Genomic DNA, 19006 nt, shown 5'->3' with positions numbered 1-19006 from the left:
TCGTCGGTTCCTCTCACGCGAAGGGCTGGGGATAGGGATTGGCGGCGGCGCGCTCGAAACGGCCGTAGCCGGCCTTGAGCGGATAGTCGTGCAGCCGCGCATGGCCGAGGTAGCGGGCCGAGGGCAGGAAATCGAGCGGCATCAGGTCCGGCGTGACGGCACGGATGACGCTCAAGCCCTGCTCGCGCAGATCGTCGGTGGTGAGGTCGACCAGCGTCAGCTCGAAATCGAGCGCCCGGAACCGGGCGACGAGCCAGTCGAACTCTTCGCGCGCATCCACCTGGCTGCCGGGCGCGAGCCGCGAGATCGGGCTCTCCCGGCCGTGACCGGCGAGAAAGTCGAAGGCGCCGGCCTGCTCCGGCCGGCCCATGTAGCTGGCGCCGAATTCGAGGCGGGTGAAGCGCAGCGGATCGTCCGGGATCTCCTGGAAATAGGGGATCGCCGTGCGCGCGACGCAGGCCTCGCGCACCACCTTGCCGCAGGCCGTCCAGGGGTCGAACTCGGTGCTGCAGCCGACGAAGCTGGCAAGCTGCGGATGGCCCTCGTATGTCTGCAGCAGATAGACCGTCGGCACGCCGAGATCGGTGGTCGCGTCGAAAAACTGGTGCTGCAGCGGCAGGCCCGCGGTGCGGGCGAGCGCCTCGCCGACCTCGTGCGGCGGCGCGGCGTCGAGGACGAGCCGGGGCAGCGGCAGACGGCAGATCCAGGTGAGCGCGATGGCGTCGCGCTCGATGCTCTCGCAGATCGCCGCGACCGCCGCGCGATAGGGACAGTCATGCAGCGCGATGCCGGTGGTGATCGGCGCCCAGAACGCCTCGCCCGGCAGCAGCTCGAACACCAGATGCGACATCACCAGCGGCAGCCAGACCTTGCGCCCTCGCGTCACCGAGTGGCCCTCGACCCAGCGGATCGGCCGGTCGGGATCGAAGGCATGGAGCTGGCAGCGCGGATCGGCGAGCTCCGCAGCACTGCATTTCGGCCAGCGGCGATGGTCGAGGGCGGCCGAGCCCAGCTCGCGGGCGCTGGCGAGGATGTAGTCGGTCTCGTCGAAGACCGAGCTGGCATAGCGCTCGGCCGCCTCCGCCACCGCCCGCACATAGGCGAGATCGGCGCGCAGGTCGCCGCCATTGCCGGCGGTCAGGGTCTCGGCCGTGCTGGTGCCGTCGCCGGCGCGGATCCAGGGATAGGCCAGCGAGACGTTGCACAGGCGCGCGGTGCGCCGGCGGAAGTCCGGCACGCCCAGTTCCTCGTCGTCGATACCCGCCACGCTCTGGACGATGCCGCAGGAGGGGCTGAGGATGGAGGACCAGGGAACGCGGGCGGAAAACGCGCTCTTGTCGAACACGTCGATCATGCCGGCACCCGGTCGAAGGCCGCGACGAGGCAGGCGAGATAGGCTTCGTCGGTGGCCGGGAAGCCGAGCCGGTTCATCATCAGGTGGCAGAGGTTGAAGGCCAGTTGGTCGCGGAAATTGTCGTTGCGCGCAAAGTGCCGCCCGGCGGCGCGCGACACCTGGCGGATCGACGCCTCCCAGCGGGCGAGCAGATCCTGTTCGCCAGCGACGAGCAGCGCATCCGCATCCAGCGGATCGAAGGGGAGGATGCGCAGATCCGCGATCCGTTCGGCGAAGCGGCCGCGATGGTCCTCGGCCGGGTCGGCGCCGCGCAGCCAGTAGTCGCAATAGTCGGCGAGGAACTGGCGCGAGGGTCTCGGCAGCTCGAACAGATGGACGCAGCGCGCCATCAGCAGCGGCGCGATCCCCTTGCGCGAGCGGCCCTCCAGCAGCTCCACGGCAATCGCGGCGGCGGCGATCTCGCTCGACACCTGGAAATGGGTTTCGCAGGCCTCCAGCATCTCGCCAAGGCCATATTTGCCGGTCTCCGGCTCGTAGGCGTCGCGCTGGACATGAGCACGGGGGGCGCGGGGAGCCGGCACCATTGCCGCCGCCGCGCCGTCCGTCCGGCGGGTGGCGACCAGCGGCGTGAACGGGCTCTCCGGCGTGAAGGGCAGTTCATCGGCAAGGGTGCGCAGCTCCCGCTCGATGCGTGCGGCGAGCGGCTCCCGCGCGTGCGGATCGGCCGGCAGGAAGCGCACGCGCAGATGCGGGCCGCCATCGTCGATCATGCGCAGGAAATGCCATTTGGCGACATCGCCGCGCCCGGCGAGCGGCGCCAGATCATGGGCGACGACATGGTCGAGACCGGCGCCGAACAGGCCGGGATAGAGCTTGAAATAGATCCAGCGCGCGCCATGCGCCGCCGCGGCGTCGTTCGCTCCCGTCATGGCTTGCTCTCCCTCATGCCCTGCTCCCCCTCATGCCCTGCTCCCCATGTCGAACCGGAAGAAACGGACGGACACCGCCGTCAGCAGCACCGTCGCGCCCGCCAGCACCGCCAGGATCAGCCCGATCGGCAGGGCCTGCGGCTCGCCGGTCGCGGCCAGCCGCAATCCGTCGACCAGATAGGTGATCGGCAGCGCGTTCGAGATCAGCGCCAGGGCGCTGTCGCCCGGCACCTGAAAGAAGACGTTGCCGAAGCTCAGCATCAGGAAGTTGATGGCGAGCGTCAGCAGCACGCCGACCTGCTGGTTGCCGACGATGCCGCCGAGCGCGAAGCCCATGGCGACGAAGCAGCCGGTGCCGAGCGCCAGCAACGCGGCGAAGAGCACGCCGCTGCCCTCGATGCGGAACCCGAAGAGACCGGCCGCGATCGCATAGAGCCCGACCATCTGCACCAGGGCGATCGCCAGCCGCGTCGCCAGCAGCGCCGCGACGATCTGCATGACAGTGATCGGCAGGGTCTTCATGTGGCGGAAGACGCCGCGCGCGCGCTGCTGCAACAGCGGCGTCGAGGTGCCGAACAGGCCGAGTTGCAGCAGCGACATGGCGAAGAAGGCCGGCAGCAGTTGCACCAGTTCGGAGGAGCGGCGCACCGGCTCGAACCGGTAGTCGAACGGCAAGGGCCCGGCCTGCCGGCCCGCCGCCGCCAGCACCGCCGTGTGCAGCAGGGTCGCCAGCGCCGGATCGGCCGAAACCTCCAGCCGGATACGGTCGTCGGCGCCGACCGCGACCGAGACGACGCCTGCCGCCTTGTGTCCCGCCGGCAGCAGGCGCAGGCCGGGAACGCCCGCCAGCGCCTCGACCAGCGCCTGTGCCTGCGGCGCGCCGACATCGCCCTCAAGCGCCAGCGGCAGCGGCCCCGGCGCCCCGCCGCCGGAACTGCTCATGAAGAAGATCACCACGAAGATCAGCGGGAACACGAAGGTGAAGAAGCTGGAGGTGAAGTCCCGCAGGTATTCGCGGAAATTGTTCAGCACCAGCACGGCGAGCAGCGGTGCGTTCATCGTCCCGCCTCCCTCAGGCCCGGCCCGAGCAGGGCGACGAAGACATCCTCCAGCGTCGAGCGGCGCTGACTCAGCCGCGCCAGATCGAGATGCGGGCGCAAGGGAGAGACGAGCACCGCGTCGAGCAGACCCGCGTCGAACACGGCCCGCGTCCCGCCGCCCCGCTCCCGCTCCAGCGTCAGGCCCTCGCCCATGGCCGGATGCGCGGCAAGGATCCGTTCGGCGGCCAGGGCATCGGTGACGGCGACGGCAAGGCGCGGCGGCGCGCCGTTGCGGGCAATCAGCTCGTCGGGCGTGCCGCTTTCGCGCACGCGGCCGTTTTCCAGGATCACCACATTGCTGCTGAGTTCCGTCGCCTCGGCCATGTCGTGGGTGGCGAGCAGGATGGCGGAGGGTGATGTCTTGCGGTCGCAGAGCCGCCGCAGCTCCGTCCAGAAGGCCAGCCGGCTGAAGGGATCGAGGCTGGCCGTCGGTTCGTCGAGGATCAGCACGGCCGGCTCGCCGACCAGCGCGGCGACCAGCGCCAGCTTGCGCTGCTGGCCGCCGGAAAGCTGGCCGATGCGCTTCTTCCATGCCGCATCCAGGGAGAACGCCTCGATCAGCCCCGACGGCAGGTCGCGGCTGCGATAGGCCTTGCGGACCATCGCCAGATATTCGTCGGTGCGCAGCAGCGGCGGCAGGCTCTGGGTCTGCAGCACGATGCCGACCCGGCGCCGATGCTCCAGCGGCAGGCCGGCAAAGGGCGCGCCGAGGATCTCCGCCCGTCCGGCATCGGGCTTGCGCAGCCCGACGAGGATCTCCAGCAGGGTCGTCTTGCCGGCGCCGTTCGGCCCGAGCAGCGAGGTCAGCGTGCCGGGCCGGCAGTCGAGGCTGACCCCGTCCAGCGCCTGGTGATCGCCATAGCGCTTGCGCAGCCCCTCCACGGCCAACCCGGACGCGGCGGAAGGCCCGGAGACGCGCAGCCGGCTGCCCTCCTCCGCGACAGCGGCTCTTTCGCGAAAGGCCGCGGCACCGCCGGTATCGGTCATCGTCTTCATCGTCCCCGGACCCGCTCCGCCAGCCTATTCGTGACAGCTACTGCAGCCGGTGTTGTAGCCACCGGTGCCGGTTATGCAGCCGATGCAGAAGAAGGACCCGACCGTGGAGCCGGCGCCGCTGCTGATCGTCGTGCCGGTCGACAGACAGTCGCTGGTGGTCGCCCGGGCCAGCATCGGCTCGGTCTCCTCGATATAGCTTTCGTAGACGGCCGCGTGCGCGGACGTGGCCGCGATGTCGAGTACATGCTGCATTCCAGTCTCCTTCCGTATCCTGGTGTCGATGCGGGAAACTCCCTCGCGCCGGCCGGCCCGCTCTCCCGGCCGGACGGCTTTCATCGCAGATCAGTGGTCGGGGACGGCCCGTCCCCGTCAGGTTCCTCCCGTGGCTGTGGCGACAAGATCGGTCCCCCGCGAGATCAGCAGGAGTTCGACGGCGATGCAGGCGGCAAGGGCCAGCGCCGACGACAGCACCAGGCCGAGGCCGAGGGTCGCCAGCACCGCCGGCGAGGCGACCGCGATCCGCTCCGCCTGGCCGGAGAGCCAGGCCTCGCCGAGCAGCACGGTGGCGGCGGCGGCCACCGGCATGGCGAGCAGCAGCGGCGCGACCTGCCGGCTGGCGAGGACCGGAGCGAGTTGCACCGCCGTCGCGCCCAGCAGCCGGCGCAGCCCCAGTTCGCGGCGGCAGGTCACCGAGCGGAAGCGGATCACCGCGAAGAGGGCGCCGCCGACCACCGCAAGGGTGGCGAGCCAGGCGCCGAGGCCGAGCAGCGCCGCGCCCTCGGCCGGCCGGTTCGCCGCCCGGTAGAAGGCGTCGACCTCGATGCGCGAGGGCGTCGCCTGCGGCCACAGGCGCCACCACACGGGAAGGATGCCGGCAAGGCGGGACGGCGCGGCGGCGCCGTCGAAGCGCACCGTGGCGACGCGGAACAGCCGGGGATCGTGATAGACGACCAGCGGCGGGCTCGGCATATGGCGCCCGTTGAGGCGGAAATCCTCCACCACCGCCGCCACCCGCAGGCTGATCTGCGGTCCGCCGTCGAAGCTGAGCACCTGCTGGCCGACGGCCTCGTCCGGCGAGGCGAAGCCGAGAAGGGCCGCCGCGCCGCGGTTCAGCACCACCTGGTCGCGGGCCTGCCTGCTGCTGTCGGGCAGCGCGCCGGCAATCGGCTCCACCCCGATGGAGCGCAGGAAGCCGGCATCGGCCGCCAGCGCCTGGTAGCGCTTCTCGCTCTGGCGGCGGTCGGTGGCGGCGCGCAGCTCCATATAGCTGTAATCGTGCAGCGCGCCGGGCAGCGTCTTGGCAAAGCCCACCTCGCGCACGCCCGGCAGCGCCAGCAGCTCCTGGCGGAAGGCCTCGTGACGCTCGCCGAGCACGTCGTCCTGGTCGACCTCCAGGGCAAGGGTGCGCTCCAGCGACAGGCCGCTGTCGCGGCCGGCGAGATGCAGATGCTGCAGCACCAGCACCAGCGACAGGCCGGCCGCCGTGCCGCAGACGACGAAGGTCGCCCACAAGGGCACGGCGCGCCGGACGGCACCCGGAGCGGCGTCGGGCCGGGCGAGCGGCACCAGGGCGACGAGGACGAAGGCGGGCGCGGCGAGGGCGACCAGCGCCAGCCCCTCGGCCGGCGTCAGGGCGAAGGCCGACGGATCGAGCCGCAGCAGCCCGGCGACCAGCCGCGACAGGCCGATGCCGGCGAGCGCACCGACAGCGCAGACGCCGACGGCAGCGGCGGCTGCGAGCGCTGCCAGGGCCACCCGCCCGTTCGCCGCCGGCACCGCGAGGCTGGCGAGGATGCGCATCAGCTCCGCCACCTGCAGGCGCGCCAGCCCCGCCCCGTAGCCGAAGGCCGCCAGCGCGACGCCGGCCAGCGCCGCGGCGCCGATCCACAGCAGACGCGCCGAGGCCGGCGGGATCGCCGCCACGAGTTCCTCGTAGACGCCGTCCGACAGCCAGATGGCCGCCGCCGGCCGGGCGCGGAACTCCGGCGTCCAGCCGCCGAGATAGGGGGCGCGGGCGGTCAGCGCGGCGGCGATCGCTCCGGCCTTTTCGCGCCCGCCCTCGCCGCGGAACCGCAGGAAGGTGTAGGCGCTCGGGCGCAGCCACTCCATCGGCAGTTGCCGGAGGCTGTCCGGCAGCAGCGCCCGGTCGATGGCGCCGGGCACCGCATCGACAAGCACCACGTCGGGACGGAAGACGGCGTTTTCGGCGAAAGGCTGGAACACGGCGGCGACGGTGTAGGTCGTCCGGCGGCCGCGCCGGTCCGGCTGGGCCGGGGTGATGCGCTGGCCGACCGGATCGCGGGTGCCGAACAGGCGGCGGGCCTCGGCGGAGCTGACCAGCGCCTCGCCCGGCCCGAGCCGGTCGATGGCGGGCGCCCCCTGGCGGATCCGCCAGTCGAAGACGGCAAGCGACGGCGGATCGCTGCGGAAGACGGCGCCGCCGGGCAGCGACATGTCGTCGACCACAAGCTGCGAGCGCAGCGGCGTGAAGCGGCCGGCAAGCGCCAGCGCCCCGTGATCCTGGCGGATCAGCCGGGCCAGCGGATCGGGCGAGGTCGCCCAGCGCCCGCTCTCGCCGGAATGGCTGGAACTCCAGAGCGTATCGATGCGCCACAGGTCGGCATCGACGAGACGGCCCGGCGCGAAATAATAGCGGATCGCCCCGATGAGGACGATGCAGACCGCCACGGCCAGCGACAGGACAACGAACAGCAGGAGGAAGCTGACCCACTGGCGGTGGAGCTTCGCGGCGACAGCGCGAAACACAGCCCGTCTCGGAACATATCCGGATAGATCCACAGCCACAGCCCCGAAAACCGCACCGGCGACCCTGCCGGCAGGGTCGGCCGAATGCGTGTCGCTGGCTGGCCGGCAGGTGGACCGCGTGCCCTCGTCTGGCTTGCGATCCATGCGCAACGGCTGGCTATGGCGCGATCTTAAAGTGAACCCCCGAGGTGTCAACTTGCTATTACTGTCTATTCTTCATGTATAAATTTCATTTCATAAAATTCATCACAGGAACTAAGTATTGTCATTTCTCGCAGGATCGTTCCATTTATATGATGAAAATATTTATTGATACGCAACAAGGGAAATGCACCCGTCCGGACGGGCCGCCGCCCCTGGCGGCAGGCGAAGGGCAGCTTGCGGGGAGCGGCTTGGGGAGCCGTCTTGCGGGGAGCGTCTTGTTCGGGGGGCCGTTCGCCCCTACCGTTTGCAAGGCGATCCTGCGTTCAGACGATCCTGCGTTCACCAGAGACCCGGTCCGGCGGCATGTTTTCCTGGCACCAGCAACTGCGCTCGAAAGGCACTGTCGAACCGCTCGTGGGGGCGGCCATCGGCGTCGGCATGACCGCCGAGGCGGCCGAGCGGGGCGGCGCGGACTTCCTGCTGGCGCTCAATGCCGGGCGCTACCGGGTGATGGGCGCGACCTCCATCGCCGCCATGCTGCCGCTGAACAACGCCAACCGCTTCACCGATCATTTCGCCCGGCGCGAGATCCTCGACCGGGTCGGCGTGCCGGTGTTCTTCGGCGCCTCCGCCTTCGATCCAAAGCTGGACCTGCGTGCCTTCGTCGCCGAACTGGCCGCCGCCGGCTATCACGGCATCGCCAATTTCCCGACATCCATCCACTACGATGGCCGCTTCCGGCGGGCGCTGGAGGAAGCGGGGCTTGGCTATTCGCGCGAGGTCGAGCTGCTAGGGGAAGCACAGCGCCAGGGGCTCGCCACCTTCGGTTATGCCAAGAGCCGCAAGGAAATCCAGCACCTGCTGGAGATCGGCGTCGACATCCTGTGCCTGAATTTCGGCTGGAACGCCGGCGGCACGCGCGCCGTGGCGCAGGCCTTCACCCTGGAAGAGGCGGCCGACCGGGCGCGGCGCATCTTCTCCGAGGTGCGGCAGGCGAGCCCGCAGACGATCTGCGTCTTCGAGGGCGGGCCGATCGTCAGCCCGGACGACATGTATCGGGTCTGCCGGGATGCGCGGGCCGACGGCTATGTCGGCGGCTCGACGCTCGACCGGATGCCGCTGGAAATCTCGGTGATGCAGAAGACCTCGGCGTTCAAGGCCTTCAGCGTGCTGCAACAGGCGGACGCGGCGCAGTCGCGCGAGACGATGCGCGCCGCACGGCTGACCGGCATCGCCGGCCAGTCGAAGGCCGTCGCCCGGCTGCTGGAGCAGGTGGTGAAGCTTTCCGGCACCAACCTGCCGATCCTGATCGTCGGCGAAAGGGGCCTGGGGCGCACCACCCTCGCCCGCAGCCTGCATGCGCTGGCCAACCGCAAGGGCGGCCTCGCCGTGCTGAACGGGGCCGAGCGCGAGGTGCCGCCGGCCGAATTGCTGTTCGGCGCGGAGGCGGATTTCGGCCGGGTGCGGCGCAACGGCGCGCTCGATGCGCGCGAGGCGACGGTGGTGGTGGAGAATGCCGGCGCGCTGGACGAGGCGGCGCAGCAGCATATCCTGTCCTGGCTGGAACGCGGCGAAACCGAGCGCGTCGGCGGCAGCCGCAGCCATAGCCCGCAAGGGCGGCTGGTGCTGATCGCAAGCCCTGAGGACCTCGCGGAAGGCCGGCTGGCGGAGGCGCTCGCCGCGCGGCTGCAACCGGGGCGCATCGACGTGCTGCCGCTGCGCGACCGGCCCGAGGACATTCCCGCCCATGCCCGCGCCTATCTGGAGGCGATCGGCGAGGCGCGGCAATTGGGGCCGCTGGAGATCTCGGCCGACGGTTACCGGGTGCTGTTCGCCCATGGCTGGCAGGAGAACACACGGGAATTGCGCCGGGTCGTCGAACAGGCGGCGGTGCTGAACGAGGGACGGGTGATCGGCTCGCAGGTCTTGCGGGCGGTGATCGAGGCCGCGGACGGGGCGCAAGGGACGACGACGCCGCTCGCCGAGAAGGACTGGATCCTCGACGCGCTGCGCCGCCACCGCTTCCGCCGGGGCGAGACGGCGACCTTCCTCGGCATCTCGCGCAAGACGCTCTACAACAAGATGCGCCGCGCCGGTCTCCTGGACTGAGGCCTATTGGATTGAAAACCGCTCAATCGGCGACCCAGACGCGGCCGTCGGCCAGCGCCTCCGCCTGATCGAGCTCCGGGCCGAAGCCATGCGGACGATAGACCAGCAGGGGCGTGTCGCACTGGTCGCGCAAGACGGGAATCATGTGGGCGACGGCAAGGCTGGCGGCGGCCCGCTCGCGCCAGTCGGCAAGCGCCAGGCCCGGATGCAGCACCAGCCGCGAGGGGCCGTGGCGGAGCATCGCCCGGGCGGTGTCCAGCGAGGCGGCGAAGGCGACGGTCTCGAAGCCGGCCTCACGAAACGCCGTCAGAACCGCGATCTCGCGCGCAACCCCGGCCCCGGCGCTGTCGAAGACGCGGGCCGTCTCGCCGTCGATGAGCTGCACCGTCGGATAATTCGCGACGCTGCTCACCCCCGCCTCGGCCAGCGCCAGCGTCGCATCGCGCAGGCGCAGGAACGGATCGACCAGCATCAGGCCGGCCACCGCCCGGCGGCAGGGAGGCGATGCGGGGGACGCGGCGCGCAGCCCCGCCAGCGCGGCGGCGTTGACATCCACCACCGGCAACATGCCGACAAGCTCGCGATGGGCGGGCGCGACCTGCGCGAGGAAGGGCGCGAGGAGGTAGCCCCCGTCGGGACGCTCGGCGGGCGGGCGGGCTGGCGGGTGGGCCAGGATCGGCAGCGTCAAGGACATGATCGTTGACCCATGTTACCCATTCTTACCCGAAATTGCCGAAAATTCCTTCTGGCACGGATCTTCCGCGCTTGTAAACATTCGTAGCAGATCGGGAGGTTTTGGGAGGAGCCGAAACTTACCCTCAAAACAAACAAAAACGATGCGCGGAAGATTGATGATCTTTCGCACGGGAGGGATTTTTGTCGCTTCAGTTCATGATCACGGTGACGTTGAACGGCCTCACCTTGGCCGCTCTCTACTTCATCGTCGCCAGCGGTTTCTCTCTGATATTCGGCCTGATGCGCACGGTCAACATGGCGCATGGATCACTCTACATGATCGGCGCCTATGTCGGGTTCTCGGTTTTCGACAGCCTCTACGCCTCCAACGCCACGGCCGGCTATGCCTGGTATGTCGGGCTGCTGGCCGGCGTGGTGGCGGCGGCGGTCGCCGGCGTGGTGATCCAGGTCGTGTTCCTCGGCTGGATGCAGGGGCAGGAGCTGCGCCAGGCGCTGGTGACCATCGGCCTGTCGATCATCATCGCCGACCAGTTGCTGGCGCATTTCGGCGGCAACCCGTTCCAGTTCTTCGCGCCCGACGCGCTGTTCGGCCCGACGCCGGTGCCGGTGATCGGCCGCTACTCGACCTTCCGCCTGTTCCAGATCGGCCTTGCGCTCGCCGTCGGCGTCGGGCTGTGGCTACTGCTCAACAAGACGCGGCTCGGCATCATGGTGCGGGCCGGCGTCGACGACCGGCAGATGCTGGCCGCCTGCGGCGTCAACGTGCCGCTGATCTCGGTCGCCACCTTCGCGCTGGGCGCCGGGCTGGCAGGCCTTGGCGGCGTCATCGGCGCCACGGCGCAGCCGGTCGCGCTCGGGGTCGACGTCAAGTTCCTGCTGACCTCGCTGGTGGTGGTGATCGTCGGCGGCATGGGCTCGATCGGCGGCACGGCCATCGGCGCGATCCTGATCGGCGTTGCCGAGCAATGGGGACAGGCGCTGTTTCCGACCTACTCGGTGATCCTCACCTTCGCGATCATGGTCGCCGTGCTGGCGGTGCGTCCGCAGGGCCTGCTCGGGAGGACCGGACGATGATCCTGATGTCCCGCACGCAATGGGCCGTCACCGCGCTGGCACTGGCGATCCTCGCCGTCCTGCCGCTGCTGCTGCCCGATTTCTGGCTGAGCGGCATTCTCGGCCGCTCGCTGATCTACGGCATCGTCGCCCTGTCGATCACCTTCCTGGCGAGCTATGGCGGCTTCATCTCGCTGGCCCAGACGATGCTCGCCGGCATTGCCGGCTACACGGTGGCGATCCTGGCACCGACGGCGATCCCGGCCGGCCAGAACGCCGTCAGCTACTGGCTCGCCATGCCGCTCGCCGTGCTCGCCGCGACCCTTGCCGGCGCCGTGGTCGGACTGATCGCCATCCGCACCCGCGACATCTACCTGCTGATGATCACCCTGGCGCTGGCGGTCGGCTTCAGCCTGTTCGCCCAGTCCAACATCGACTGGTTCAATGGCTACGAGGGCATCCGCAACGTCGTCGGACCGGAGCTTTTCGGCCAGCCGTTCCGTGCCCATGCGGTGTTCTATTATGTGGCCCTGACCGTCTCGGCGCTGCTCTATCTCATGGTGCTCTATGTGGTGCGCACGCCGTTCGGCCTGGTGCTGCAGGGCATCCGCGACAATCCGCGCCGGGTGTCGGCGCTCGGCTTCGACGTCGCCGTGCACCGTATCGCCGCCTTCGCCATGGCGGGCTTCATCGCCGGCTGCGGCGGCGTGCTGATCACCTTCTACAATATCGGCATCACCCCCGGCTCGATCGGCATGACGGCGACGGTCAACGTGCTGGTGATGTCGGTGATCGGCGGGCTGGGCCACCCGATCGGCGCCTTCATCGGCGCGGTGATCTTCACGCTGATCGATACGTTCGCCGCCACGATCTACGACCGCGACCGCTTCAACACGCTGATCGGCCTCGTCTTCCTCGGCATCGTCGTGGCCTCGCCCGACGGCGTGCTGGGGCTCGGCAAGCGCCTGACCGGCTGGCGCAAGCAACGGGACGCGGGGGACGGCGGCACGCCGCACTGAGGAATTGCCTGCGGCAGCCCGGCTCCGGCGCCGCAGGCAGGCACCGGCCGCAAGGCCGGCATCACCGGAGCCCGGCCGTGGAGGAGAAATGGCCGAGCAAGACCACCAAGGGGAGAAGACCATGCTCAGGAAGAAACTGGCCTATAGAACCGCGACGGCGCTGGCCGCCGGCCTGTTCGCACTGGCGGGGATCGGTGCCGCCGCCACGCAGGACGTCATCAAGCTCGGCTCGATCACCACGCTGGAAGGCCCCTTCGCCACCGGCGGCCAGGACGCCTACCGCGCCATGGAAATGGCGCTGGAGGAGATCGACTACACGATCAACGGCAAGAAGATCGAGTGGATCCGCGAATCCTCCAACGCCCAGGCCGATGTGGCGCTGGCCCGCGCCCGCAAGCTGATCGAGCAGGACAATGTCGACATCATCGTCGGCCCGCTGTCCGGCGCCGAAGGCATCGCGCTGCGCGACTACTCGCGCACACTGGAGGGCAAGACCATCGTCAACGGCTCGTCGGGCGCCGCCGACACCACCTTGCGCGATGCCTCGCCGAACTTCTTCCGCTTCAGCACGGAAGGCACCCAGTGGATGGCCGGCCTCGGCAACCACGTCTACAAGGACCTGAATGTCGGCCATGTGGCGCTGGTCGCCGCCGACTATGCCTTCCCCTATGCGCAGGTGATGGGCTTCATGCTCGAATACTGCCAGGCGGGCGGCGCGGTGACCAAGCTGTGGTCGCCGCTCAACACCACCGACTTCGGCTCGATCATCGCCAACATCCCGCAGGATGCCGGCGCCATCGTGCTGATCCAGGGCGGCACCGACGCCCTCGCCTTCCTGACGCAATATGCCGAGGCCGGCGGCGACCTGCCGATCATCGGCGGCTCGATCACCGCCGACCAGACGCTGCTCAGCGCCCGCGGCCCGCACCAGCGGCTGATGGAGGGGATGCTGGCGGCCGGCCCGATCGCCGACCTCAACGAGGACCCGATGTGGGTCGCCTGGGTCTCCGCCTATCGCGAGCGCTTCCCCGACGGCTTCGACTCGCCCTCGATCCACGCCTTCAACTACTACACCAACACCAAGGCGGTGCTGCTGGCGCTGGACGAGGTGGGCGGCGACCTGTCGGACGGCCAGAAGGCGTTCCAGGAGGCGCTGGCCAAGGTCGAGTTCAAGAACCCGATGGGGGCGAATGTCCGCCTCGACGAGAACCGGCAGGCGATCTCCGACATCTTCCTGACGCGGATCGTCAATGACGGCGGCACGCTGCGCACCGCCGCCTTCGGCAAGACCGAGGGCGTGACCCAGACGATGGGCATGGACCGCGAGGCGTTCCTGGCGCTCGGCGCCCCCTCGCGCGACAATCCGGACTGCCCGCCGGCCAACTGAGGCTCCCTCCAGCCTGCCTCCTCCCGCGTGCTGCGCGGGGGGAGGCTCCTTCCGATACCAGCATGCAAAGACAGCAGATGCTCGACACGACGACACGCAAGGACCGGACGGAGGCTTTGGCGCCGACGGCTGCCGCGACCCCTGCCCTGGTGACGGAAAACGTCGGCCGCAGCTTCGGCGCCCTCAGGGCCGTCAGCAATGTGTCGATCACCATCGCGCCGGGCGAGCGGCGCGCGATCCTCGGCCCCAACGGCGCCGGCAAGACCACGCTGTTCAACACGATCTGCGGCGACCATCCGCCGACCGCCGGGCGCATCCTGCTGTTCGGCGAGGACATCACCCACCTGCGGCCGCACAAGCGGGCACGGCGCGGCATCGGCCGCACCTATCAGAGCTCGCTGCTGTTCGACGGGCTGAGCGTCCTGGAAAACCTCTATCTCGCCGTGCGCGGGGCAATGCCCGGACGGCTGTCGCTGTGGAAGGCGGGACGGGGCGATGCCGCGCTCGCCAAGGCGCGGCGGCTCGCCGAGCAGGTGCGCGTCGACACCATCGCCGAGGCGCGCATCCAGTCGCTGTCGCACGGCCAGCGCCGACAGGTGGAGGTGGGCATGGCGCTCGCCTCCGATCCGCGCCTGTTGATGCTGGACGAGCCGGCGGCGGGGCTTTCGGCGGCCGAGCGGCCGGAGCTGGTCAAGCTGATCCGCGACCTGCCGCGCGAGCTGACCTTGATCCTGATCGAGCACGACATGGATGTGGCCCTGCCCAACTCGGACATCGTCACCGTGATGAAGGACGGCGAGGTGGTGGTGGAAAGCACGCCCGACCGCATCGCCGACGATCCGGTGGTGCAGGCGATCTATCTTGGAGGCGAACACTGATGGGCGGCCGTCTGGAGATCGACGACCTGCATGTGACTTTCGGCCAGGCGGTGATCCTGCAGGGCGTAACGCTGTCGCTCGATCGCGCGCCGCTGTCCTTGGTCGGGCGCAACGGCATGGGCAAGTCGACCCTGTGCCACGCGATCATGGGCATGGTGGCGGCGCGCCAGGGCTCGGTGACGCTGGACGGCCGGCCGTTGCTCGGCCTCGGGCCCAGCCGGGTGGCGCGCGGCGGCATCGCCCTGGTGCCGCAGGGGCGGCGGATGTTCCCCTCGCTCTCGGTGCATGAACACCTGCTGCTGGTGGCCGGGCGGAGCAAGGGCGCCTGGACGGTGGAGCGGGTCTACGAGACCTTCCCGCGCCTTGCCGAACGGCGCCGCAACGGCGGCCACCAGCTCTCGGGCGGCGAGCAGCAGATGCTGGCGATCTCGCGGGCTCTCCTGATGAACCCGCGCATCGTCATCATGGACGAGCCCTCGGAAGGGCTGGCGCCGGTGATCGTCGACCACCTGATCGAGACGCTGCGCGCCATCGCCGCCGAAGGCATGGGCGTGCTGCTGGTGGAACAGAACATGCGGGTTGCGACCTCGGTCTCCGACCAGGTCGCGATCATGGTCACCGGGCGGATCGCCACGACCATGCCCGCGCGCGAGTTGGAGGCCGACCGCGACGCCCAGCGCCGCTATCTCGGCGTCAGCCATGGACATTGAAGGGCGGGAGACAGCTTGATGGGCAGGACGGTCTATGTTGTCGGCACCTGCGACACCAAGGCGGAGGAGCTGGCCTATGCCAGGTCGCTGATCCGGGCCGCCGGCGTCGAGGCGGTGCTCGTGGATGTGGGCACCCGCAGCGAGACGGACGTCGCCGACGTGCCGGCGCGCGAGGTCGCCGCCAGGCATCCGGGCGGGGTGGAGGCGGTGCTCGGCGGCAGCGACCGGGGCGCGGCCGTCGGCGCGATGGCCGAGGCGCTGACACACTGGCTGACGGCCCGCGACGACATCGGCGCGGTGCTCGGCCTTGGCGGGTCGGGCAACACGGCGCTGGTGACGCAGGCGATGCGGGCGCTGCCGGTCGGCGTGCCCAAGCTGATGGTCTCCACCGTCACCTCCGGCAATGTGGCGCCCTATGTCGGGCCGACCGACATCGCCATGATGTATTCGGTCACCGATGTCGCCGGGCTCAACGCCATCAGCCGGAAGATCATCGCCAATGCCGCCCATGCCGCCGCCGCCATGGCGCTGTGGCAGGCGCCGGAGGCGAGCGGCGACCGGCCGGGCGTCGGCATGACGATGTTCGGCGTCACCACGACCTGCGTCGACCAGATCCGCGAGCGGATCGGCGACAGCTACGAGTGCTATGTCTTCCACGCCACCGGCACCGGTGGCCAGTCGATGGAGAAGCTGGCGGAATCCGGCCTGCTCGCCGGCATGATCGACATCACCACGACCGAGGTTCCGGACCTTTTGATGGGCGGGGTGTTTCCCTGCACGCAGGACCGGTTCGGCGCGGTGGCGCGCACCCGCCTGCCCTATGTCGGCTCGGTCGGGGCCGTCGACATGGTGAATTTCGGCGCGCTGGAAACGGTTCCGGAGAAGTACCGGGACCGCAACCTCTATGTCCACAATCCGCAGGTGACCTTGATGCGCACGACGGCGGAAGAGAACGCCGCCATCGGCCGGTGGATCGCCGAACGGCTGAACCGCTGCGAGGGCGAGGTCCGCTTCCTGCTGCCGCTCGGCGGGGTCTCGGCCATCGACGTTCCCGGCATGCCCTTCCACGACCCTGAGGCCGATGCGGCGCTGTTCGCCGCCATCCGCGACACCCTCGTCACCACCCCCAAGCGCCAGTTGATCGAACTGCCCTTCACCATCAACGATCCGGCCTTCGCCGATGCGGCGGTCGCCGAATTCCGAAAGATCGCGTCATGAACGAAGTACCCAACCCCAAGACCTCCTCCCGGCCCGCCCGGCCGACGCGCCGCGAGCTGCTGGACCGGTTCCAGGACATGGCCCGGCGCCGGATCCCGATCATCGGCGGCGGCGCCGGCACCGGCCTTTCGGCGAAATGCGAGGAAGCCGGCGGCATCGACCTCATCGTCATCTACAATTCCGGCCGCTACCGCATGGCCGGGCGCGGCTCGCTGGCCGGCGTGCTGGCCTATGGCAATGCCAACGAGATCGTGCTCGACATGGCGCGCGAGGTGCTGCCCGTCGTCAAGCACACGCCGGTGCTGGCCGGCGTCAACGGCACCGATCCTTTCGTAATCATGCATGACCACCTCGACCGGCTGAAGGCGCTGGGCTTTGCCGGGGTGCAGAACTTCCCGACGGTCGGGCTGATCGACGGGATGTTCCGGCAGAACCTGGAGGAGACCGGCATGGGCTTTCACCACGAGGTGGAGATGATCCGCCTCGCCGCCGAGAAGGACCTGCTGACGACGCCCTATGTCTTCTCCTCGCAGGAAGCCATCGCGATGGCCGAGGCCGGCGCCGACATCCTGGTCGCCCATATGGGCCTGACCACCGGCGGCTCGATCGGCGCGGAGACCGCGCGCACCCTGGAGGACTGCGTGCGCGACATCGGCGCCTGGGCCGAGGCGGCGCGCAGCGTGCGCCCGGACATTCTCGTCATGTGCCATGGCGGGCCGATCGCCAACCCGGAGGACGCCGAATTCGTGCTGCGCAACACACCAAGCTGCAACGGCTTCTACGGCGCCAGCTCGATGGAGCGGCTGCCGGCGGAATCGGCGCTGATCGACCAGACCCGGCGCTTCAAGCAGCTCAGCTTCTGAGGGGAGAACCAGCCATGGCAAGGGCTTTCGCCAGCACCCTGTTAGATGCGCCGGTGGAGGCGGTCTGGGCAATGGTCCGCGACTTCAACGGCCTGCCGGACTGGAACCCGGCCGTGCGTGACAGTTCCATCGAGGGCGGCCTTGCCTCCGACGTGGTCGGCTGCGTGCGCGCCTTCACGCTTTCCGACGGCACTTTCGTGCGCGAGCGGCTGCTGTCGCTCGACGACAGCCGCTACAGCTTCACCTACAATTTCGAGACGCCGGCCTTCCCGGTCGACAATTACCTCGCCGGCATGGAGCTGATCCCCGAGACGAAGAGCGGGCGCACCTATGTGCAGTGGTGGGCGACCTTCGACGAGACGCCGGAGGATGCGGGGCGCTTCACCGAGATCGTCTCGCGCGATGTCTTCGCCGCCGGTCTCGCGGCGCTTGCCGAAAAGCTCACCGGCGCGAGCGCGCCGGCGGGGGCCGAGCGCTGGCAGGGCCTGCGCCCGGCCAAGGTGTTCACCTCCAGCACTATTACCGCGCCGGTCGAGACGGTCTGGGCGAAGATGCGCGACTTTGCCGGCATGGGCGGCTGGCACGAGGACATCACGAAGATGCACATGCTGGACGGCGCGCGCTCCGACAAGGTGTCGGGGGTGCGCGACTTCCTGTTCGGCGAAGGCCTGCTGTGGGAGCAGCTTACCTATCTCTCCGACACGAAGCGCGCCTTCCGCTACCGCATCCTGAAAAGCCCGATGCCCTGGCTCAACTACCATGCCGGCGCGCGGCTCTATCCGGTCACCGACCGGGATCACACCTTCGCGGTGTGGACCGCCGACTGGACCGCGGCGCCGCAGGACGACCTGGAGCTGATCCCCAACGTGCATGGCAACGTCTTCCAGAAGGCATTCGACACGCTGGAAGAACAACTGGGAGGCGGGGCCGGCTGAGAGAGCCGTGACGCCCGGCTCATTGCGCCCGGGGTTGTGACAGGTCAAAGATCGCGGGCGTGCGGCCGGGTAGGACTGTGTCCAATCGTCGGACACAGACAGGACCCGAGGCCATGGACCGCTCCCCCTTCGCAACCGCCGCCAGCCCGGCGCCGGCGGCGCCCTTCCGATGCCCCGAGCGGAGGGCCGCAGCATGACGGCTCCGGCGGCGGCAGACGGCGACGCGCCGGGCAGCGATACGACGGGCGGCCTTGCCCGGCACGGCCTGCACGAGGATGTCGCGGCGATCCTGCTCGGCACGTCCTTCGTCGCGCTGGGGACCAAGATGTTCGCCGACGCGCATCTGGTCACGGGAGGGGTCGCCGGCCTTGCGCTGCTGCTGCAGCACACGAGCGGCGTGCCGTTCTGGGCCGGCTTCTTCGCGGTGAACCTGCCCTTCTACCTGCTGGCATGGCTGCGGCTCGGGCCGGCGGTGGCGCTGAGGACCCTGGTCGCGGTCAGCCTGGTCAGCCTGCTGTCGGGGGTGATCCATGTCTGGGTGGAGTTCTCGCATCTCGACCCGGCCTTCGCCGCGCTCGCCGGCGGCGGGCTGTGCGGCGTCGGGCTGTTGATGCTGTTCCGCCACCGGACCGGGCTCGGCGGCTTCAACCTGCTGGCGATGTATCTGCAGGACCGGTTCGGCCTGCGCGCCGGCTATGTCCAGATGGGGCTGGACCTTGCGGTGATCGCCGGGGCGGTCTTCGTGCTCGGCGCCGGCGAACTCCTGTTCTCGGTGATCGGCACCGTGGTCCTCAACCTGGTGCTGGCGATGAACCACCGGCCCGGCCGCTATCTCGGATCGAGTTGAGA

The 19006-nt window shown here is 69.6% G+C and carries 17 protein-coding genes; 10 read left to right on the top strand and 7 right to left on the bottom strand.

Translation table 11 applies throughout. The features are described 5' to 3' along the window. Positions 1-13 precede the first annotated feature (13 nt). The 6 genes from TSB10P1A_RS04180 to TSB10P1A_RS04155 form a co-directional block, all read right to left on the bottom strand. The gene (locus tag TSB10P1A_RS04180) at positions 14-1354 is read right to left on the bottom strand and encodes a YcaO-like family protein (RefSeq protein WP_186386636.1); all 1341 of its coding nucleotides are present in this window, start codon (positions 1352-1354) and stop codon (positions 14-16) included. Next, on the bottom strand, positions 1351-2283 hold the full coding sequence (locus tag TSB10P1A_RS04175; protein WP_186386635.1) for a thiopeptide-type bacteriocin biosynthesis protein: 933 nt from the start codon (positions 2281-2283) through the stop codon (positions 1351-1353). The genes TSB10P1A_RS04180 and TSB10P1A_RS04175 overlap by 4 nt, the downstream gene beginning before the upstream one ends. Positions 2284-2313: 30 nt before the next feature. Continuing rightward, positions 2314-3342 carry an ABC transporter permease gene (locus tag TSB10P1A_RS04170; RefSeq protein WP_186386634.1) on the bottom strand — a complete coding sequence of 343 codons (1029 nt, stop codon included), beginning with the start codon at positions 3340-3342 and terminating at the stop codon, positions 2314-2316. Further along, the gene (locus tag TSB10P1A_RS04165) at positions 3339-4370 is read right to left on the bottom strand and encodes an ABC transporter ATP-binding protein (protein WP_186386633.1); all 1032 of its coding nucleotides are present in this window, start codon (positions 4368-4370) and stop codon (positions 3339-3341) included. The genes TSB10P1A_RS04170 and TSB10P1A_RS04165 overlap by 4 nt, the downstream gene beginning before the upstream one ends. Before the next feature lie 33 nt (positions 4371-4403). Further along, entirely contained in the window at positions 4404-4631 is a 228-nt protein-coding gene (locus tag TSB10P1A_RS04160; protein WP_186386632.1) for a hypothetical protein, read from the bottom strand. A gap of 117 nt (positions 4632-4748) precedes the next feature. Next, positions 4749-7145 carry an ABC transporter permease gene (locus TSB10P1A_RS04155; protein WP_186386631.1) on the bottom strand — a complete coding sequence of 799 codons (2397 nt, stop codon included), beginning with the start codon at positions 7143-7145 and terminating at the stop codon, positions 4749-4751. A 507-nt stretch (positions 7146-7652) separates the two neighbouring features. Between TSB10P1A_RS04155 and TSB10P1A_RS04150 the strand changes: the two genes are divergently transcribed. After that, positions 7653-9398: a phosphoenolpyruvate hydrolase family protein gene (locus tag TSB10P1A_RS04150; RefSeq protein WP_186386630.1), complete on the top strand. Its 1746-nt coding sequence runs from the start codon at positions 7653-7655 to the stop codon at positions 9396-9398. 22 nt (positions 9399-9420) lie between these two features. Here TSB10P1A_RS04150 and TSB10P1A_RS04145 read toward each other — a convergent pair whose 3' ends face one another. After that, a complete protein-coding gene (locus TSB10P1A_RS04145) occupies positions 9421-10092 on the bottom strand; it encodes a phosphoenolpyruvate hydrolase family protein (protein WP_186386629.1) in 672 nt (223 codons plus the stop codon). Between the two features lie 182 nt (positions 10093-10274). Between TSB10P1A_RS04145 and TSB10P1A_RS04140 the strand changes: the two genes are divergently transcribed. From TSB10P1A_RS04140 to TSB10P1A_RS04105, 9 genes are all read left to right on the top strand, one after another. After that, positions 10275-11168, top strand: coding sequence for a branched-chain amino acid ABC transporter permease (locus TSB10P1A_RS04140; RefSeq protein WP_208984831.1), 894 nt, complete (start codon positions 10275-10277; stop codon positions 11166-11168). Next, the gene (locus tag TSB10P1A_RS04135; RefSeq protein ID WP_208987004.1) at positions 11165-12166 is read left to right on the top strand and encodes a branched-chain amino acid ABC transporter permease; all 1002 of its coding nucleotides are present in this window, start codon (positions 11165-11167) and stop codon (positions 12164-12166) included. Before TSB10P1A_RS04140 ends, TSB10P1A_RS04135 begins: the two co-directional genes overlap by 4 nt. Positions 12167-12287: 121 nt before the next feature. Further along, a complete protein-coding gene (locus TSB10P1A_RS04130; RefSeq protein ID WP_186386628.1) occupies positions 12288-13553 on the top strand; it encodes an ABC transporter substrate-binding protein in 1266 nt (421 codons plus the stop codon). 77 nt (positions 13554-13630) lie between these two features. After that, positions 13631-14431: an ABC transporter ATP-binding protein gene (locus tag TSB10P1A_RS04125; RefSeq protein ID WP_186386737.1), complete on the top strand. Its 801-nt coding sequence runs from the start codon at positions 13631-13633 to the stop codon at positions 14429-14431. Further along, positions 14431-15141 carry an ABC transporter ATP-binding protein gene (locus tag TSB10P1A_RS23640; protein WP_244292970.1) on the top strand — a complete coding sequence of 237 codons (711 nt, stop codon included), beginning with the start codon at positions 14431-14433 and terminating at the stop codon, positions 15139-15141. The genes TSB10P1A_RS04125 and TSB10P1A_RS23640 overlap by 1 nt, the downstream gene beginning before the upstream one ends. An 18-nt stretch (positions 15142-15159) precedes the next feature. After that, positions 15160-16359: a Tm-1-like ATP-binding domain-containing protein gene (locus tag TSB10P1A_RS23635; RefSeq protein WP_244292968.1), complete on the top strand. Its 1200-nt coding sequence runs from the start codon at positions 15160-15162 to the stop codon at positions 16357-16359. Then, on the top strand, positions 16356-17222 hold the full coding sequence (locus TSB10P1A_RS04115) for a phosphoenolpyruvate hydrolase family protein (RefSeq protein WP_186386627.1): 867 nt from the start codon (positions 16356-16358) through the stop codon (positions 17220-17222). The genes TSB10P1A_RS23635 and TSB10P1A_RS04115 overlap by 4 nt, the downstream gene beginning before the upstream one ends. 14 nt (positions 17223-17236) lie before the next feature. Next, positions 17237-18157 (top strand): SRPBCC family protein, encoded by a 921-nt coding sequence (locus tag TSB10P1A_RS04110; RefSeq protein WP_186386626.1) that lies wholly within the window; start codon positions 17237-17239, stop codon positions 18155-18157. Positions 18158-18350: 193 nt separating this feature from the next. Next, positions 18351-19004 (top strand): YitT family protein, encoded by a 654-nt coding sequence (locus TSB10P1A_RS04105; RefSeq protein ID WP_186386625.1) that lies wholly within the window; start codon positions 18351-18353, stop codon positions 19002-19004. Positions 19005-19006 lie beyond the last annotated feature (2 nt).

The sequence above is a fragment of the Stappia sp. TSB10P1A genome, assembly GCF_900185725.1.
Lineage (GTDB): Bacteria > Pseudomonadota > Alphaproteobacteria > Rhizobiales > Stappiaceae > Stappia.
The sequence above is the reverse complement of the archived record's forward strand: the minus strand, read 5'-3'. Positions and strand labels throughout refer to the sequence as shown.

Bases quoted from the DNA above. Each gene is read 5' to 3' on its own strand.
- TSB10P1A_RS04135 (WP_208987004.1), top strand. From the start codon at position 11,165: ATGATCCTGATGTCCCGCACGCAATGGGCCGTCACCGCGCTGGCACTG.
- TSB10P1A_RS04115 (WP_186386627.1), top strand. From the start codon at position 16,356: ATGAACGAAGTACCCAACCCCAAGACCTCCTCCCGGCCCGCCCGGCCG.
- TSB10P1A_RS04165 (WP_186386633.1), bottom strand. From the start codon at position 4,370: ATGACCGATACCGGCGGTGCCGCGGCCTTTCGCGAAAGAGCCGCTGTC.
- TSB10P1A_RS23640 (WP_244292970.1), top strand. From the start codon at position 14,431: ATGGGCGGCCGTCTGGAGATCGACGACCTGCATGTGACTTTCGGCCAG.
- TSB10P1A_RS04175 (WP_186386635.1), bottom strand. From the start codon at position 2,283: ATGACGGGAGCGAACGACGCCGCGGCGGCGCATGGCGCGCGCTGGATC.
- TSB10P1A_RS04160 (WP_186386632.1), bottom strand. From the start codon at position 4,631: ATGCAGCATGTACTCGACATCGCGGCCACGTCCGCGCACGCGGCCGTC.
- TSB10P1A_RS04150 (WP_186386630.1), top strand. From the start codon at position 7,653: ATGTTTTCCTGGCACCAGCAACTGCGCTCGAAAGGCACTGTCGAACCG.
- TSB10P1A_RS04130 (WP_186386628.1), top strand. From the start codon at position 12,288: ATGCTCAGGAAGAAACTGGCCTATAGAACCGCGACGGCGCTGGCCGCC.
- TSB10P1A_RS23635 (WP_244292968.1), top strand. From the start codon at position 15,160: ATGGGCAGGACGGTCTATGTTGTCGGCACCTGCGACACCAAGGCGGAG.
- TSB10P1A_RS04170 (WP_186386634.1), bottom strand. From the start codon at position 3,342: ATGAACGCACCGCTGCTCGCCGTGCTGGTGCTGAACAATTTCCGCGAA.
- TSB10P1A_RS04125 (WP_186386737.1), top strand. From the start codon at position 13,631: ATGCTCGACACGACGACACGCAAGGACCGGACGGAGGCTTTGGCGCCG.
- TSB10P1A_RS04105 (WP_186386625.1), top strand. From the start codon at position 18,351: ATGACGGCTCCGGCGGCGGCAGACGGCGACGCGCCGGGCAGCGATACG.
- TSB10P1A_RS04110 (WP_186386626.1), top strand. From the start codon at position 17,237: ATGGCAAGGGCTTTCGCCAGCACCCTGTTAGATGCGCCGGTGGAGGCG.
- TSB10P1A_RS04145 (WP_186386629.1), bottom strand. From the start codon at position 10,092: ATGTCCTTGACGCTGCCGATCCTGGCCCACCCGCCAGCCCGCCCGCCC.
- TSB10P1A_RS04180 (WP_186386636.1), bottom strand. From the start codon at position 1,354: ATGATCGACGTGTTCGACAAGAGCGCGTTTTCCGCCCGCGTTCCCTGG.